This is a genomic window from Streptomyces albicerus, assembly GCF_008905045.1.
Classification (GTDB): domain Bacteria; phylum Actinomycetota; class Actinomycetes; order Streptomycetales; family Streptomycetaceae; genus Streptomyces; species Streptomyces albicerus.
This window is the reverse complement of sequence record NZ_VWMY01000008.1, coordinates 205,732-218,497: the sequence shown is the minus strand read 5'-3', so window position 1 is coordinate 218,497 and position 12,766 is coordinate 205,732. Positions and strand designations below refer to the sequence as shown.

Here is a 12,766-nt window from a genome sequence, read left to right as displayed (position 1 = left end):
GGCTGGTCGCTCCCCCACTCTCGGCTTCGCTCGAGCGGGGGGACCCCCATCGCGGCGGAGCCGCAAATGTCACAGCCCCGCGCCCCTACGGGGCGCGCCATACCGCACCGGACTTCACCAATGCCGCCTAGCCGACCGGCACCGGAGTCACCACCGCGGCCAGCGGATACGCACCCGTCTTGAGGGAGTTGCCCACCGTGCCCGTCGCCGTCGTGACCGGGACGAGTTCGCCCGCGTCCGCCGTCGTGACGTATGCCGTGGTGCCGTTCCAGTTGAGGGTGACGTCGAAGGCGGAGCGGCCGACGGTGATGGGGGTGCCGGGGACGCCGGTGACCGTGTCGACGGGGGTGACCCTGTCGCCCGTGCTCGCGCTGACCCACAGGGTGCGGCCGTCCGGGGAGAGGGCGAGTCCGTACGCCTGTTGGCCGGTCACCAGGAGTGTCGGCCGGGTGTCGTTCGTGGAAGTGTCGATCGGAGTGACCGTCGAGCCGCCGGAGTTGGACACATAGACCGTCTTTCCGTCGGGCGCCGCGACCACGTTGAAGGGGTTCGGGCCCACGGGGACCGCCGTACCGGCCTTGCCCGTGGCGAGGCTCACGGGCGTCACCGTGCTGTCCCGGATGTTCGCCACGTACAGCGTGGAACCGTCCGGAGTGATCGCCATGTTCTCCGGACCGTCGCCGACCGCGACCTTCGCGCCCGCCGTGCCCGTCGCGAGGTCCACCGGCTGGACGGCGTCGTCGGAGTAGTCGGCGACCCAGAGGGTCCGGCCGTCCGGGGTGAGGGCCAGGCCCGCCGGTACGTCCCCGACCGCGATCGTGGCGGTGACCTTGCCCGTCGGTACGTCGATGACGCTCACCGAGTCGGAGCCCTGGTTGGCGGCGTACGCGGTCCGGCCGTCCGCGCCGACGACGACCTCGCCGGGGTTCTTGCCGACCGCGATCTCTGTTGACGTGCCGGTGGAGAGGTCCACCGAACTGATCGACGCCCCACTGAAGTTGGCGGTCAGCGCGCGCTCGCTGCCCTTGCCGTCCGTCACCTGGACCGGAATGGCCCGGCCCACGAGCCCGTCCCCGCTGACGACGACGGACCGCACTCCGGCACTCGCCCCGCTCTCCGCCGTGAAGGTCACCGTCGCGGTGGCCTTGCCGCCGGCCGGGACGGTGAGGGTCCCGGAGGAGGGGGAGACGGTGAGTCCGTCCGGAGCCGCGATCTTCCAGGAGACCGTCCTCTCCGCCGTGGAACGGTTGTCGGCCACGGTCAGGGTCGTCTCGCCGCTCGCTCCCGGGGTGAGCGAGAGCGACGACGGCTCGAAGGAGGCGTCAGGTCCGGGATCGGGCGCGGCCCGCAGCACGGCGTCGTACAGGAACTGATCCATGACGCCCGGCGCGATCTGCTGCGGCACGGAGTCCAACGCCTTGCGCTGTGACTGGAGTTGGCCGTAGTGCGTCCGCGCCGCCTCGTCGTCGCCGTCCGCCTGAGCGAGCATCAGTTTCACGGCTGTACCGCCCGCCGTGCCGTATGCGCCGAGCTTGTCGAGCCAGGCCGAAGTCTCTTTCAGGAAGCCGGAGTTGCCGAGGTGGGCGCGGAGTTCGGCGGGTGCGGCGGCCATCGAGGTGAAGTACGCGCTGAGCTTCCGGCCCGCCGCCTTCAGCTCGCTTCCGCTGTCGCTCTCGTACGCGCTCGTGAACGCCTTGATGAGCGGGGTGAGGGTGGGTGACTCGGTGGAGTCCAGCAGCGAGGAGTAGCTGTTCTCCGCGAAGATGCGCAGGGCCGGGGCCGCGCGTCCGCCGAGGTCGGCGACCGAGGCGAGGAAGGAGGCCCGGGGGTCGTACGCGTCCGGGTTCCAGGCGTAGTCGGCGGAGGTGAAGAGGGCGAGCTTGCTGGCCTCGGCCTGGACCATGGGGTTGGCGGTGATGCCGGTGACGGCCTCGGCCACGCCCGCTTCCCGCCCCGTGTACGGACCGAGCAGTAGTCGGCTGGTGGTGTAGTCGTTGACGGGGTAGTTGTCCCAGATCAGGATCGGATGCCCGAACAACTCGCGTGCCTGACGGGCCTGTTGGGCGGTGATGGTCGGCGCGATGACACCGACACCCGTCCACTCCACGACCACCGACGGGTCCAGCTTCTCCCGCAGTGCGGTCTTGTAGGGGGAGTCGGCGAGGTCGGAGTACTCGGTCGGCACCATCTCCAGCGGCGCCACGTCCGGATGCGCGTCGACGAAGTCCTCGACGACGGCGTTCAGCAGCGAGGCCTGCGCCGTGCCCGCGGCTCCGCCTCCGGTGCCGTACGCCTTCTCGTCCTCGGCGCAGTTCCAGGCGGTGTAACTGATGTCGTCCAACGGCACGGCGAAGGACCGCACCCCGATGGCGTACAACGACTCGAACTTCGCGACCAGTGCCTTCACATCGGCGGCCGACGAGTAGCAGACGGACAGCCCGGGCGAGAGCGCGTAGGTGAACCGCACATGGTTCTCCCCGGCACGGTCGACGAGCTCCTTCAACTGGGCGAGCCGGTCGGCCGGGTACTCGTCGCGCCAGTTCGCCCGCAGATACGGGTCGTCCTTGGGGGAGTACACGTACACGTTCTGCTTCGTACGCCCATAGAAGTCCAGCTGCGACAGCCGGTCCCGCTGCGACCAGGGCGCGCCGTAGAAGCCCTCGACCACGCCGCGCAGGGCGGTGGCGGGCCAGTCCCGGACGGTGGTGGCGGGTACGGTCCGGTGGCTGACCAGCTGACGGAAGGTCTGCGCGGCGTAGTACGTGCCTGTGGCGTCCACTCCGGACAGCGCGACCTTGCCCCGGCCGGCGGCGAGCGCGTACCCACCGGAGGGCAGCCCGGCGGGTGACCTGGCCCCCAGCCGGGCCAGCACGTCGGCGGTCGCCGCGTTCTCGGAGGGCCCGCCGACGTAGACGGTGAGGGAAGCGGCCGGTACGGGCTCGCCGGTGGTGACGGTCCGTACTGTCCGTGCCCCGGCGCCCCGCAACACGCTCTCGACGAGCCTGCGCGCGGCCGCATCGGTGCCACGCCCGACGACCTGCACGACCCGCTCGGGCACCCGCTGCGAACCGTGCCCCGGCCGCACCTGCTGCGGAGTCGGCCAGACCTCGGGGACGCCGGCTGCTGCTGCGGCGGCGGCACGCTCGCCCGCCACGGCACGGGCCACGGCGGGGGCCGGGGCGACGCCCAGCACACACAGCGCCAGGAGGGCGGCGACGAGGCCGACCGTCGGCTTGAGAGTCGGCTTGAGGGACGACTTGACCGCGGGTCTCCGGTTCAATGTTTTATCCATCGGCCGAAATAGTGGTGGATGGATTCATCGTCGGCAAGACCGCGTGTCCCCTGAGCCGCGCCCTTCGAAGGAGCGGAGGAGTTGCGGAGGAGCGCAGAGGCCTCGACTGGTGATGCGCCCTCAGCAGATGGCTTCAGCAGGCAGAGCCCGGCGTATGCCTGGGTTCAGCGGAGTTCGCCCTCCAGCAAGCCCATCGTGAACATGTCGTACCACTGGCCGTCCCGTCGGAAGACCTGGCGGAGTCTGCCCTCTTCGACGAAGCCGACCTTCTGGTAGACGCGGTGGGCCGGGTGGTTCTCGGTGACGACGGTGAGCGTGATCTTGTGGAGGCGCATCTTCTGGAAGCCGTAGCGGCAGATCGTCCGCATCGCGTCCGTGGCGTAGCCGCGTCCCCAGTACTCCTTCTCGCCGAGATAGATGTCGAGTTCGGCGCACCCGGTCTCCGGTTCGGCGTCGCGCAGTTGGACCAGGCCGATGAGCGTGTTGTCCTCAAGGACCTCTATTCCGACGAGGACTTCGCCGTACGTGTTGCGCGGCCGTTCCTCCATCCGCTTCTTGACGTGCGCGAGCGACTGCGCATAGCCGTCGGACATCCAGCGCATGACTTCAGGGTCGTGGTTCCACCGCCACAACGCCTCCGCGTCCGACGGCTCCATCGCGCGCAACATCACCAGATCTCCGAGCACCATGCCGACCAGCCAACACGGGCTCAACTTCCCGATCAACCCAATAGATCCGCACTGTCAGCCGAGGTAAGCCGTCCCCGCCCGCGAAGGAGCCCCTGTCTGCGCCCTCGATGCGGCGTCGACGCGGACCGGGCCGCCGGTGGTGACGGACTGGATGGCGGCGAGGCCGATGGACAGGGCGGCCCGGGCGTCCTCGCCGGTGACGGAGGGGGTGCGTCCGGTGCGGACGCTGTCGGTGAAGTCGGCGAGTTCGGCCACGTAGGCGTCGTGGAAGAGGTCTTGGTCGTAGGTGACGCACTCGGCGGAGGCACCCTCCGGGCCGTATGAGGTCAGGTGGGTGCGGCGGAGGTCGCCCATGGTGAGCATGCCGGCCGAGCCGAGGACCTCGGCGCGTACGTCGTAGCCGTACACGGCCTGGAAGCTGGCCTCGGCGGTGGCGAGGGCGCCGTTGTCGAAGCGGATGGTGACGACTGCGGTGTCGAGCAGGCCGCGGTCCTTGAAGTCGGGGCGGACCAGGGCGTCCGCCATGGCGAAGACCTCGACGGGCTCGGCGCCGGGGTTGAGGTGGCGCAGAGCGTCGAAGTCGTGGATGAGGGTTTCCAGGAAGATCGTCCACGGCGGTATGCGGGACGGGTCGGCCAGCCCGGGGTCGCGGGTGAGCGAGCGCAGCACCTGCGGTGTGCCGATGGCGCCGGCGGCGATCTTCTCGTGGGCGGCCCGGAAGCCCGCGTCGTAGCGGCGGTTGAAGCCCACCTGGAGCGGCACACCCGCGTCGGCGGCGGCCGCGATGGCGCGGTCCGCCTCGGCGAGGGTGACGGCCATGGGCTTCTCGCAGTAGACGGCTTTGCCCGCGCCCGCCGCCGCCTCGACGAGGCCGGCGTGGGTACGGGCCGGGGTGGCGATCACCACGGCGTCGATCCGCGGGTCGGCGAGCAGTTCACCGATGTCCGTGTAGGCGGTGGCGCAGCCGAGCCGGTCGCCCAGGCTCCGCGCGGCGCCCGGGGCGGGGTCGGCGAGGGCGGCGAGCCGGACGCCGGGGAGCCGGTGGGCGAGGGACTCGGCGTGGAAGGAGCCCATCCGTCCGGCGCCGATGAGACCGACGGCGAGGGGCTGTTGGGTGGTCATGTGGGTGCTCCGTACGTCGTCGTCAGAGGTGGGCAGGGGCTGGTCGGAGGTCGTCCGGGGGTCCGAGGCAGTCAGGGGATGGTCGGAGGCGATCGGAGGTAGTCAGGAGGTGGTCTGAGGTAGCCAGCAAGGGCAGCAGGGGCACAGGGGATCAGGCGACAGCGGTGGGCGGTGGTCAGGGTCTTCAGACGGTGAAGGCGGACCGGAAGCGATCAAGGGCGAGGTCGCTGTCGCCGGACGCCCACGCCTCCATCGCGACCGTGCCCTCGTAGCCGAGGTCCGTCAGGGCGCGGGCGACGGCGGGGTAGTTGATCTCGCCGGTTCCGGGTTCGCGGCGGCCGGGGACGTCGGCCACCTGGATCTCGCCGATCAGGCCCAGGGCATGGGCCCTGCGGACCAGTTCGATCAGATTCCCCTCGCCGATCTGGGCGTGGTACAGGTCCAGATTCATCCGCAGCCCGGGCCGGTCCACGGCCGCGACCAGGGCCAGCGTGTCGGCGGCCGTCGCGAACGGCACACCGGGGTGGTCGACGGCCGTGTTGAGGTTCTCCAGCGTGAAGACCACCCCGGCGCTCTCGCCCAGATCGGCGAGGCGGGTGAGCGTGCGGTGGGCGGCGATCCACATCTCTCCGGTGGCCTTACCGGTCACCGGCACCACCGGCAGGCCCTGGCCGTCCAGTCCGGTGCCGTGCAGGTTCAGCCGGGGGCAGCCCAGTTGCTCGGCCGCCTTGACCGACTCCTCGGCGGTGCGCAGGAGTTCGGCCGCACCCTCCTCGTCGGTCAGACTCCCGCGGATGTAACCGGTCATGGAGGAGAAGTCGGCCGGGGTCCGGGCCAGAGCCGCCAGGTCGTGCCGGGTCCAGTCCCAGATCTCGACCTGGAAGCCGGCGTCGTGGATGCGCCGGGCCCGTTCGTCGATCGGCAGATCCAGGAAGACCATCTCGGCGCAGACCGCCAGTGTGTACATCGCCGCGTACCCTCTCTCCGCGATTGGCAGCTAGATCGTTCTAGAAACTGAGAGCTAGAACGTTCTAGCAGAACCCGTGGAGCAGCAGTACGCCAGCCATCGCCCGCCCCTGTCAAGGCCCGGCGGCCCACGAGGGCTAGAACGTTCTATAATCGCCGACCAGGAGGCGACCCCGACCAGGGAGGACAGGGTGCCGGCAACCCCAGCGGTCCCCGACGGAAAGCGGCCGACGCTCGCCGACGTGGCGGCGCGGGCGGGCGTGTCCACGGCGCTGGTCTCCATCGTGATGCGCGGCGCGAAGGGTGCGGGCGCCGCCACCCGCGAGCGCGTCCTGGAGGCCGCGCGGGAGATCGGTTACCGTCCGGACGCCCGGGCACGGCTGCTGCGCAGCCACCGTTCCCGGCTGCTCGGGGTGCAGTTCGGCCTCCAGCACCCGTTCCACTCCGACCTGGTGGAGGGCATCTACGCGGCGGCCGAACCGGCCGGTTACCAGATCGCGCTGAGTGCCGTGGCCGCCGGGCGCGGCGAGCAGCGCGCCGTGGAGACGCTGCTCGACGACCGCTGCGAGGCGCTGATCCTGCTCGGCCCGCAGGCTCCGGCCGCGCGGCTGGCGGAACTGGCCGGCCAGTTGCCGGTCGTCTCCGTGGCCCGCCGGCTCCGGCCGGCCGTCCCGGGCCTGGAGGTCGTACGGACCGCGGACGACGAGGGAGCCCGCCAGGCGGTGGACCACCTCGTCGCCCTCGGCCACCGCGACATCGCCCACATCGACGGCGGCCGGGCACCGGGCGCGGCCGACCGGCGCCGCGGCTACCGCACCGCCATGAACCGCCACGGCCTGGGCGGACACATCCGCATCCTCCCCGGCGGGCTGACCGAGGAGGACGGCGCCGCGGCCGCCCGGGTCCTCGCGGCGGCGCGCCCGCGCCCCACCGCCGTGATGGCCTTCAACGACCGCTGCGCGACCGGCGTTCTCGACACCTTCCTCCGCTCCGGCGTCGCGGTCCCCGGCGACATCTCCGTCGTCGGCTTCGACGACACCCATCTGGCCCGCCTGGCCCACATCGACCTCACCACGGTCGGGCAGGACATCTCCCGCCTCGCCGGGCTCGCCGTCGACCGGGCCGTCGCACGCCTGGAAGGACGTCCGGAGGGACGTCTGGAGGGACGCTTGGAGGGCGACGAGATCCCCGCCGGGGAACAGGTCATCGCCCCCCGTCTCGTCGTCCGGGGAACGACCGCGCCGCCTCGTTGAGCGGGTCGTTTCCTGCACGGCCGCGCGAGGGTCGTCACCGAGACCCTGCGGGACCTGGAACGCGTGCGCAGTTCAGAGGCGTACCAGAACGGCCACCGCCGGCCCCCTCCCACAATGCGCCGCAGGTGCCCGCGTGGCCGTGCAGGCGCAACATGGAGAGGAGAGGAAGAGAGGAACAAAGGTGATCGGACTCGGAAGCCAGAAGGAGGTGCGAGCCCATGACCAGGTTCATGGACGTCCACCACGGGGCGAAGGGCATCACCGCTGAGCAGCTGCGGCAGGGCCATCAGGCCGCCCTCGCCATCGAGAAGGAAGAGGGCGTGCACTTCGAGCGGGCCTGGGCGGACCCGGAGGCCGGCATCGTCTACTGCCTCACCGAGGCCCCCTCGGCCGACGCGGTCCAGCGTGCCCACGAACACGCCGGCAGCCAGAAGCCTGACGAAATCCACCCGGTCCCGCTGACGACCTGAGGCTCTTATGCCCATGACGGCCCCCTGCCTGCGCGAGTCCGCAGGGCAGGGGGCCGGAGGTGTACGGGGGCTACTTCTTCCCGTTCCAGGTAATGCCGGGGATCTCGGTGAGTTGCGTTTTCGCAGGTCTGGGCGGTGGTACAGCGGCCCAGTGGGCCCGAGTGAGTGTCTCTGGTCGTTGTTGGCCACTGCCGAGCGACCTCGCAGTACTGCCCCAGCATGTGGTCTCTGTTCACATGTTCTCCCTGTCAGCGTGTCCCCGAACCGATCAACGGGCGCCAGAACGTAGCGAGTTGCAGAGGCACGCGCGGTCGGTGGAGCGGCTTTGGGCTGGATCTGCTTGGCGTGATCGATCACGGCCTCATACGCTCACTTGCGGATCGGACTGACTCCGTGTCGGCCCCGCAAGTGCTCGATGCCGAATCTGAACCACTGTTCCCACCATCGTTGTACGAACGGCTGCACGGTTGCGGCGACCCAACGCTGAACAGTAAAAGTGGTCGCTGATGCTGATCCAGTAACTACGGAGCGCTCGTGGCAGCAGAGCTTTCGAGCTCCTTGACGCCGTATACGAAATTGCCGCGTGCTGTGTCCTGGTGCGCTGGTCGACGCGCGCGTGAGTGCTTGGCAAATTTCTTCTTTTTCGCCGCAGTGCCGACACTTCTGTTCTGGGTCTGGTATTTCGGTGACGGAAATGATCACATTCCGGCCAAATATCACCTTCTCGATTCAGCAGTTCCGATGTGTGGGATATGGGTGACTATCGCACCGATTGTTTTCCGTCAAGGTGAACTGATCTTTGAGGAGCTGCTGAGCAAGATATCCACGGATGGCGAACAGGGTGGCTGGGATGTAGTGGCTGCCCAGTGTTGTATCGACAAGATAGATCGGTGCTATCAATGGCTGGCTTCCTCTTTGGCGGTTCTGATCGGCGGCGGTGTCGGCTATGTGATGTACGAAATCCGCGATATTGCTCCTCTTGTCTCAACGTCTCAGCGCATTGGGAGTGCTGTCGTACTGCTGTCGGTGGGGCATGTGTCAGCCACAGGGATATGGGGGTGTGCAAAGGTACTGCTCGTCGTGCGCACGTTGACCAAGAGTGCGGACCTGCGTTGGAATCCTTTTCGTCCTGCTGGAGACGATGGGTTTCAATACCTCTTTCGCTTCGCTTGGATAAACGCTGTGTTCTTCAGTCTAAGCAACCTGACCGTGCCGGCGTTGCTCGTGGTCTGGCCGCGCCTCGGTCTGGCCTCTCGTGTCGTGGTCGGCGGGTTTATTGTTCTTATGTCTGTTGGTGGGTTGGGTTTGTTCAGTCTTACCACGTGGTGGCTGAATTCGCTGTCGCGGGGAATGCAGGATCGCGCCCTCGGCGACTTGTCGCCCCACATAGAGACCTTAGCGTCGAAGGTTACCCACCTCGGGCAGTTATCGACTGACGAGGTTCTGCATCTTCGCCATAGCTTGGATGTGGCGCTCTCCTTGCAACGACACATGGCCGAAAGTCATCCCGCGCCGCAAGTTCGAACCATATTCCGAGCATCGACAACCATGCTGCTTCCTATTTTTCTCCTTGTAATCCAGATCGCCGTGCAGAAGTGGCTCAGCTGAGGTTGGCGGCTGATTGCTGTGCGCGTGGCATGCTCATCGAGCAGCACCGGCGGGTAGGCCACGAGCGCGTAGCGCATGTTCCTGTCGTGCGGGGCGAGTTGGCGGGACGGTGCTGCGGTCAGGTACGCGAGGGCCGGTTGAGGGCGTTCTCCTCAGCGTCGAGCACAACGGGTCCTGGTACGCGGGCGGGGATGAGCGTCCGACCGATGGGGCGGTGGCACTGGACACGGCTTTGACGCCATCTGGCGGAGGCGCCGGTGCTGATGCCCGTCTACGTCCTCCGGTACCTTTCCGCCGGCCCGGGCCGGGAAGCTTCGGGCATCCGGTGCTCTCCATGTGGATGACGGCCGACGAGAGTTGGAACCCGGAGCAACGGACCTCTTCCGGCGGAGACCTTCTCTGAGTCCTGGCGGCAGAAGTCCCCGTCACCTGTTGAGCCTCAGGGGCAGGACCCCGGATGGCAGCTCCGAGGAGCGCTGTGGGAGATATCGGATTAGCCTCCGAACTGAGCGCAAAGTGGATCTTTGCTGATGCGCTCTAGTCATCCCAAGGAGGAGAAATGCGCAAGTTCCACAAGGCCGCTGTTGCGGCCGCCATCATCGGTAGCGTCAGCTTCATAGCCACCGGCACCGCGACCGCCCAGGGCGCGTACGGCATGTATGGCGGCGGGTGCAAGTCCCACGACCTGAATGTCGACATCCTCGGACAAGTCGGGGTGCTCAACGGCCTGCTGGGCAACGCGCTCAATGGCGAGGGCAATGCAGGCGGCCAGCACAACCACGTAGGTTCCGAAATGGGCTGCGAACACGGCCATGGGCATGGTCATGGCCATGGTCACTGATTCTGAGTAACGGGGAATCACGTAACGCAGCTCACCGAAATGGGCCTCGGCGCCCGGGCCACAAGCCCGGCGCCGGGGCCCTACCTCTGCCCGTGGGCACCTTCGCCGGTGGGCTTTCTCCTGATGCGTACGGTCTTTCGCCCGGTCGGCCTCTTTCGCACCGAATACGTCCTGGGCCCCCCGAACGTTCCGGCGAAGCCCTGTCCGAAGTCTCCCCGACCCCTCGGAACTGGCACAAAGCCGAGACGCCCAGGACCAGTTGTGGCGCGAAAGCGCAGCGATGGTCGGCATCGATCACTGAGGTGGTGGAAGCGGGCCTCCGCGATCTGATCGACAGTCGTCCGGTCGAACCCTGCTCGCGTACGCTTCTCCGCATCCGCGAGGCCTGTTGGACAACTGGAGGACAGAGATGTCTTCACATGTGGCGCCTGATGACCAAGTGACGTCCGGACTCGACCGGCGTACTGAGCTGAGGGAGTTCCTGCGTTCTCGCCGGGCCCGGATCAGGCCCGAGGACGTGGGCCTGCCCTCGCACGGGCGGCGGCGGGTTCCCGGACTGCGGCGCGAGGAGCTGGCGCAGCTTGCGGGGGTGTCGTACGCGTACTACGCACGCCTGGAGCAGGGATACGGCGACACCATGTCGTCCGAGGTGCTGGACGCTGTGGCCCGTGTCCTGCGGCTGAACGAGGAGGAGCGTGAGCATCTGGGCCGGCTGGCCCAGCCCGAGCGGCAGAGGACGACGCAGGCCGTGCCCCCGCCGTACCGGCTGCGGCCCAGCGTCCAGCATCTGCTCGACACGCTCGGCGTGCCCGCCTACGTCGTCAGCCGGCGCATGGACCTCCTGGGGTGGAACCGGCTCGCCACCGCCCTTTTCGGGGACTGGGGCCGACTGCCGCCCGAGGAGCGCAACGTGGCCCGGCTGATCTTTCTCTCGCCGGCGATGCGCGATCGCTTCGCCGACCCGGACCGCACGGCTCTGAGAGTCGCCGGCGTTCTGCGCATCAACGCCGGGAAAAGCCCCGAGGATTCGTACCTCTCTTCCCTGATCCAGGAGTTGTCCCAGAAGAGCGAGGAGTTCCGGCGGTTCTGGGCACGGCACGAGGTGAGCTGCGGGAGCATCGGTGACTCCGTGCGGATGCGGCACCCGCTGGTGGGAGAGTTCGACCTTGTCCACGAGCCCATGGCGCTGCCCGGCGGCGCCCCCATGCGGCTGGTCACCTACCACGCCGAGCCGGGCTCCCGGTCGGAGGAAGCCCTGCGGATGCTGGCCAGTTGGGAGATGGAGCCGCAGCGCTGAGACGTGGGACCGATGACAACGCGCGCGAGTGCGCGACGACTTGGGCGCGCCGTCATACGGCCAGCAGCGCGGCTGCTGACCACGTCTGGGTGCCCGGGACGGAACCGTGGATGGGGCCGGGGACGCGGGACAGGGGCAGGCCGGTGCCGTTGTTGGTGTGGGCGATGATCTCGGCGGTGATGGAGATCGCTGTCTCCTCGGGGGTACGGGCGCCGAGGTCGAGCCCGATCGGGGAGTGCAGGCGGGCCAGTTGTGCCTCGGTCACGCCGGCTTCGCGCAGGAGTTCCAGGCGGTGCTCGTGGGTGCGTCGGGAGCCCATCGCGCCGATGTAGCCGACCGGGAGGCCGAGGGCCGCGCGGAGCAGGGGGATGTCGAACTTCGCGTCGTGGGTGAGGACGCAGATCGCGGTGCGGGCGTCGACTTCCGTGGCCTCCAGGTAGCGGTGGGGCCAGTCGACGACGACCTCGTCGGCCTGTGGAAAGCGGGCGTGGGTGGCGAACACAGGGCGGGCGTCGCAGACGGTGACCCGGTAGCCGAGGAAGCGTCCGGCCTGGCTGAGGGCGACGGCGAAGTCGACGGCGCCGAAGATCAGCATGCGGGGCGGCGCCGCGTGGGTGTGGACCAGGAGCGTCAGCTTCTCGGGGCAGGTGTCGGCGTCGCCGCCGACCTCGACGCGGGCGGTCCGGCCCGCCCGCAGCAGCGCGCGGACCTGGGTGGCCACCGCCTGGTCCTCCTGTCGGCTGCCCAGTGTCCCGTCGTAGGCGCTGCCGCCCCCGAAGACGGACAGGGTGCGGCCGACAAGGCGCTGCGGCCCGTCCACCACCTGTGCCACGGCGACGGGCAGACCGGCCAGCACCTGTTCCAGGGCGGTGGTGAGGTGGGGCTGGTCGGCGGGGTCGACCAGCTGCACCAGGACTTCCAGCTCGCCTCCGCAGGTCAGGCCGACGGCGAAGGCGTCGTCGTCGGAGTAGCCGAACGAGGCCCGTATCGGGGGTTCGCCGGAATCCACCATCTGTTGGCACAGCTCGTAGACGGCGCCCTCCACACATCCTCCGGAGATGCTGCCGACCGCCTCGCCGTCGGTGCCCACGGCCAGTGCGGTGCCGACCGGCAGGGGTGCGCTGCCGCTGACCCGGATCACGGTGGCCAGCGCGAAGGGGCGGGCTTCACGGCACCAGCGGTACAGCGTGTCCGCGATGTTCAGCATGAGTGGATCTCCTGGGGCGGT

At 68.9% G+C, this 12,766-nt stretch carries 10 protein-coding genes; 5 read left to right on the top strand and 5 right to left on the bottom strand.

What is annotated here, in order from left to right; translation table 11 throughout:
• Positions 1 to 127: 127 nt before the first annotated feature.
• From GAS53_RS09330 to GAS53_RS09315, 4 genes are all read right to left on the bottom strand, one after another.
• Positions 128 to 3,280: a beta-N-acetylglucosaminidase domain-containing protein gene (locus GAS53_RS09330; RefSeq protein WP_450164174.1), complete on the bottom strand. Its 3,153-nt coding sequence runs from the start codon at positions 3,278 to 3,280 to the stop codon at positions 128 to 130.
• A 176-nt stretch (positions 3,281 to 3,456) separates the two neighbouring features.
• Positions 3,457 to 3,981 (bottom strand): GNAT family N-acetyltransferase, encoded by a 525-nt coding sequence (locus GAS53_RS09325; protein WP_151476974.1) that lies wholly within the window; start codon positions 3,979 to 3,981, stop codon positions 3,457 to 3,459.
• 54 nt (positions 3,982 to 4,035) lie between these two features.
• Complete coding sequence (locus GAS53_RS09320) at positions 4,036 to 5,103, bottom strand: Gfo/Idh/MocA family oxidoreductase (RefSeq protein WP_151476973.1); 1,068 nt, start codon at positions 5,101 to 5,103, stop codon at positions 4,036 to 4,038.
• Positions 5,104 to 5,287: 184 nt separating this feature from the next.
• Positions 5,288 to 6,070, bottom strand: a complete 783-nt coding sequence (locus GAS53_RS09315) for a TIM barrel protein (RefSeq protein WP_151476972.1) — start codon at positions 6,068 to 6,070, stop codon at positions 5,288 to 5,290.
• Positions 6,071 to 6,260: 190 nt separating this feature from the next.
• On the opposite strand from GAS53_RS09315, the gene GAS53_RS09310 reads away from it, so the two are divergent.
• The 5 genes from GAS53_RS09310 (at position 6,261) to GAS53_RS09285 (ending at position 11,538) form a co-directional block, all read left to right on the top strand.
• A complete protein-coding gene (locus tag GAS53_RS09310) occupies positions 6,261 to 7,322 on the top strand; it encodes a LacI family DNA-binding transcriptional regulator (RefSeq protein ID WP_151476971.1) in 1,062 nt (353 codons plus the stop codon).
• A 218-nt stretch (positions 7,323 to 7,540) separates the two neighbouring features.
• On the top strand, positions 7,541 to 7,792 hold the full coding sequence (locus tag GAS53_RS09305; RefSeq protein WP_151476970.1) for an SCO4226 family nickel-binding protein: 252 nt from the start codon (positions 7,541 to 7,543) through the stop codon (positions 7,790 to 7,792).
• 624 nt (positions 7,793 to 8,416) lie between these two features.
• Positions 8,417 to 9,400: a hypothetical protein gene (locus GAS53_RS09300; RefSeq protein WP_151476969.1), complete on the top strand. Its 984-nt coding sequence runs from the start codon at positions 8,417 to 8,419 to the stop codon at positions 9,398 to 9,400.
• A gap of 559 nt (positions 9,401 to 9,959) precedes the next feature.
• Positions 9,960 to 10,241: a hypothetical protein gene (locus GAS53_RS09290; protein WP_151476968.1), complete on the top strand. Its 282-nt coding sequence runs from the start codon at positions 9,960 to 9,962 to the stop codon at positions 10,239 to 10,241.
• 439 nt (positions 10,242 to 10,680) lie between these two features.
• On the top strand, positions 10,681 to 11,538 hold the full coding sequence (locus GAS53_RS09285; protein ID WP_151477000.1) for a helix-turn-helix domain-containing protein: 858 nt from the start codon (positions 10,681 to 10,683) through the stop codon (positions 11,536 to 11,538).
• A 52-nt stretch (positions 11,539 to 11,590) separates the two neighbouring features.
• Here GAS53_RS09285 and GAS53_RS09280 read toward each other — a convergent pair whose 3' ends face one another.
• Complete coding sequence (locus GAS53_RS09280) at positions 11,591 to 12,745, bottom strand: XdhC family protein (RefSeq protein WP_151476967.1); 1,155 nt, start codon at positions 12,743 to 12,745, stop codon at positions 11,591 to 11,593.
• Positions 12,746 to 12,766: the final 21 nt, after the last annotated feature.